Consider the following 3,860-nt stretch of genomic DNA (forward strand, 5'->3'; position numbering starts at 1 on the left):
TGGCGCAGGGTCTGGAACCCGTTGGCGCCAAGATCCATGGACGCCTCGATCAGCGATCCGGACGTGCGGCGGAATCGCGCCACGGCATTGTTGTAGACGACCACGACGCAAAAGGTCGCGTGACCGAGCACGATGGTCCAGAAGGAAAACGGAATGTCCGCGAGGTTGAAGGCCGAGCGCAACGCGATCCCGGTGATGATCCCCGGCAGGGCGATCGGCAGGATCACCAGAAGCGACACGGTCTCCCGTCCGAAGAACTTCGTGCGGGCGACGGCGGCGGCACACAGGGTGCCGAGCACCACTGCGACACCAGTCGAAATGGCGGCAACGCGCACCGACAGGCCGAGTGCTTCCCACACGTCGGGACGGTTCCAGGTGACTGCCAGCCATTTGACGGTCAGGCCCGGAGGCGGCCACTGGTAACTTTTGTCTTCCGTCGTGAAGGCATAGACGAAGATCAGCAGAATCGGCAGGTGCAGGAACAAAAGCCCGCAGGTTGCCGCGATTTTCAGCCCGAGCGGGGCCCGTGTCGACTTGTTAGAGCGCATCGAAGGCCCCCATGCGTCTGGCACCCCACAGGTAGAAACCCATGATCACGATGGGCACCACGGAAAAGGCGGCGGCGAGCGGAATGTTGCCGGCCGTTCCCTGGTGGGCATAGACGGCCTGGCCGATGAACAGCCGCGAGGAGCCGATGATCTGCGGAATGATGTAGTCGCCGAGCGTCAGCGAAAAGGTGAAGATCGATCCGGCGACAAACCCGGGCAGGGCCAGCGGCAGGATCACATGGCGAAGGGTCTGGCGCGGACTGGCGCCCTGGTCGGAGGAAGCCTCCAGAAGGCTGACGGGAACCCGCTCCAGCGAGGCCTGGACGGGCAGGATCATGAAGGGCAGCCAGACATAGAGAAATACCAGGAAGGTGCCGGTGTAGCTGACGGACAGCGAATTGCCGCCGATCACGGGCAGGGCAAGAAAAGCCTCCAGCGCCCAGGTCATGTGCAGCTTGGCGAAGATCCAGTTAAGTATGCCTTCCTTGGCCAGTATCAGCTTCCAGGCATAGACCTTGACGAGATAACTCGACCAGAGCGGCAGCATGACGCCGATGTAGAAAAGCGCCTTCCACCGGCCTGTGGCATAGCGCGAGGCGTAATAGGCAATCGGAAACGCCAGAACGGCGGCGGCAACCGTCACCGAACCGGCCATGAGCACGGTCCGGAGGATAATGTCGAGGTTGGCCGGCTGCAGCAGCTCGCCATAGGTCTTCAGCGTCAATTCGTACTGGATGAGGCCGGTGAACTCGTCGATGGAGAAAAAGCTCTGCGCCAGAAGGGCGAAGAGCGACCCGAGATAGATCACCCCCAGCCACAACAGCGGCGGGCCAAGCAGGACGGCGAGGAGAACCGCGGGGCGGCGCCAGAAGAGATCGGACAGCCTTGCCAGCGGACCGCCGCCTGAGGGCAGAATTGCGGAGGCCGGCGCGCTCATTTTTCGTTTTCCATGTAATGCAGCGCATCGGGAGACCAGGCGATGCCGGTTAGGCCGCCGACGTCCGGCACCGGTTGTCCGGCCGGCACGATGGCGGCAAGGCGCAAGCCGTCAAGATCAAGGGTGACGCGGGTGGTCGCGCCGGAATAGCTTTTTGCCAGAACCGTTGCCTGACGGTGCTCTTGTGCACCGATGCGGATGGCTTCCGGGCGCAGGCTTGCCCAGCCCGGCCTTCCGGTAAGCTTTTCGGCGGCCAACGGCTCGAGCACGTTGGAGGAGCCGACAAAGTCGGCGACGAAGCGGCTGTCGGGGCGCTGGTAGATGTCCTGCGGACTGCCGACCTGCCGGATCCGGCCCTGATCGAAGACGGCGATCCGGTCGGCCATCGACAGGGCCTCGCCCTGGTCGTGGGTGACGAAAATGAAGGTGATGCCGAGCGCCTGCTGCAGGGACTTCAGTTCCTCCTGCATCTGCTCGCGCAGCTTGAGGTCGAGCGCGCCCAGCGGTTCGTCGAGAAGCAGCACCTTCGGTTTGTTGACGATGGCGCGGGCAAGCGCCACGCGCTGGCGCTGGCCGCCGGACAGGGCGCTTGGCGGCCGGTCGCCGTATCCCGGCAGGCGCACAAGTTCGAGAGCCTCGTCGGCCAGCCGGTGGCGTTCCGCCTTGCCGAGCCCGCGGATCATCATGCCGTAGGCGACGTTGTCCCGGACGCTCATGTGCGGAAACAGGGCATAGTCCTGGAAAACCGTGTTGACGTTGCGTCGGTAGGGCGGGACGCCTTCGGCGGTCTCGCCGAATATCTCGATATGTCCGGACGTCGGCTGTTCGAAGCCGGCGATCAGCCGCAGGCTTGTCGTCTTGCCTGATCCGGAAGGGCCGAGCATGGCGAAGAACTCGCCCTCGCGCACTTCCAGGTCGACACCGTCGACCGCCCGGACCTTCCCGTAATGCCGGCACACATTTGAAAACAGAACCGCTGACTGCATCTCGCACTTTACCCTGCCGCCAACCGGAAGCCCGGTTGGCGGCGTTTTCATGAATTTGGTCATGTCAAACTGCTCAGCGGCCGCCGATCACGCCAATGTAGTCGGAGACCCAGCGGTAATAGGGCACGCACTGGCCCTGGCTTTCGCACTTTGAAACCGGAGTGGTCCAGAACTTGATTTTCTCGAAGTCCTCAAGGCCGTTGGCGGCGCAGCCTTCCGCGGTCTGCATGCCGCTGCCGTCGGTACAGGCGGCGGGTACGGAAGGCACCGCGCCGAACCAGACCGACAGGTCGCTCTGCAGATTGGACGAGAGCGTATGTTCCATCCAGAGGTAGGAACAGGTCGGGTTTTCCGCGTCCGCGTGCATCATGGTGGTGTCGGCCCAGCCCGTTGCCCCTTCCTCCGGAATGGTCGAGCCGATCGGCTGTTTTTCGCTCTGAAGCAGGCCGACCTGGAACGGCCAGGAGCCGGAGGCGACGATGCCTTCGTTCTTGAAGTCGTCGATCTGGATGAAGGCATCATGCCAGTAACGGGAGACGATCTTGCGCTGCTGGCGCAGCAGGTCGAGCGCCGCCGCGTATTGGTCTTCGTTCAGTTCGTAGGGGCTCTTGATGCCCAGCTCCGGCTTGTGTGCCATCAGGTAATTGGCGGCATCCGCGATATGAATCGGACCGTCGTAGGCCTGAACCCGGCCGGAATTGGACTGGCCGTCCGGAAGTGTCATTTCCTCGAAGACGACGCTCCAGCTTTTCGGCGCTTCCTTGAAGACATCGGTGTTGTACATCAGCACGTTCGGTCCCCACATATAGGGTGTGCCGTAATGGGTGCCGTTCACCGTGTGCCAGGGGGCGTTCTTCAGGCGGTCGTCGACCTTCGACCAACTCGGAACCAGGTCCGTGTTGACCGGCTGTACGCGTTTGCCGGCAATCAGGCGCAGCGAGGCATCACCGGATGCGGTGACCAGATCGAAGCCGCCTTCGTTCATCAGGGCGACCATTTCATCGGATGTATTGGCGGTCTTGACCTGAACCTTGCAGCCGGTCTTTTCCTCGAATTTCGTGACCCAGTCGAAGTTCTTGTCGGTTTCGCCACGCTCGATATAACCCGGCCAGGCCACGATATTGACCTGACCCTCCGGATCACCAAGCTGGGTGAGCATGTCCGCAGCCTGCACGCTCGCGCATTGCGCCGCGAGGATTGACAGGACCGAACAGCACGAGAACAGTTTTTTCATTTGCAAGCCTTCCCCTCAGAATGGATTGCTCAATTGCTGCTTCTGAAATGAGCGACAGGAAGCATGCGCCTGAGGGGTGGCATTCGCAATTTCAAAAATCAGAAAGCATGTATCGGAAAAACCGATACCATGTGATCACAGCTTTCGCAGCTAGC

General features: G+C 61.9%; 4 protein-coding genes. All 4 read right to left on the reverse strand.

Annotation, left to right across the window (positions count from 1 at the left end; all coding sequences use genetic code 11):
• Positions 1-548, reverse strand: a 548-nt coding sequence (locus ACQY7U_RS21350) for an ABC transporter permease (RefSeq protein WP_428649049.1), incomplete at its 3' end; no start/stop codon positions are given.
• Positions 538-1,485 (reverse strand): ABC transporter permease, encoded by a 948-nt coding sequence (locus ACQY7U_RS21355; protein WP_428649051.1) that lies wholly within the window; start codon positions 1,483-1,485, stop codon positions 538-540. The genes ACQY7U_RS21355 and ACQY7U_RS21350, both read right to left, overlap by 11 nt.
• Positions 1,482-2,471 (reverse strand): ABC transporter ATP-binding protein, encoded by a 990-nt coding sequence (locus ACQY7U_RS21360; RefSeq protein WP_428649056.1) that lies wholly within the window; start codon positions 2,469-2,471, stop codon positions 1,482-1,484. Before ACQY7U_RS21360 ends, ACQY7U_RS21355 begins: the two co-directional genes overlap by 4 nt.
• A gap of 73 nt (positions 2,472-2,544) precedes the next feature.
• Positions 2,545-3,705 (reverse strand): ABC transporter substrate-binding protein, encoded by a 1,161-nt coding sequence (locus ACQY7U_RS21365; protein WP_428649054.1) that lies wholly within the window; start codon positions 3,703-3,705, stop codon positions 2,545-2,547.
• Between the last annotated feature and the right edge of the window lie 155 nt (positions 3,706-3,860).

Source organism: Roseibium sp. (assembly GCF_050301095.1).
Taxonomy (GTDB): domain Bacteria; phylum Pseudomonadota; class Alphaproteobacteria; order Rhizobiales; family Stappiaceae; genus Roseibium.

Coding starts and splice junctions, on each gene's coding strand:
- ACQY7U_RS21355 (WP_428649051.1), bottom strand. CDS start 1,485: ATGAGCGCGCCGGCCTCCGCAATTCTGCCCTCAGGCGGCGGTCCGCTG.
- ACQY7U_RS21360 (WP_428649056.1), bottom strand. CDS start 2,471: ATGCAGTCAGCGGTTCTGTTTTCAAATGTGTGCCGGCATTACGGGAAG.
- ACQY7U_RS21365 (WP_428649054.1), bottom strand. CDS start 3,705: ATGAAAAAACTGTTCTCGTGCTGTTCGGTCCTGTCAATCCTCGCGGCG.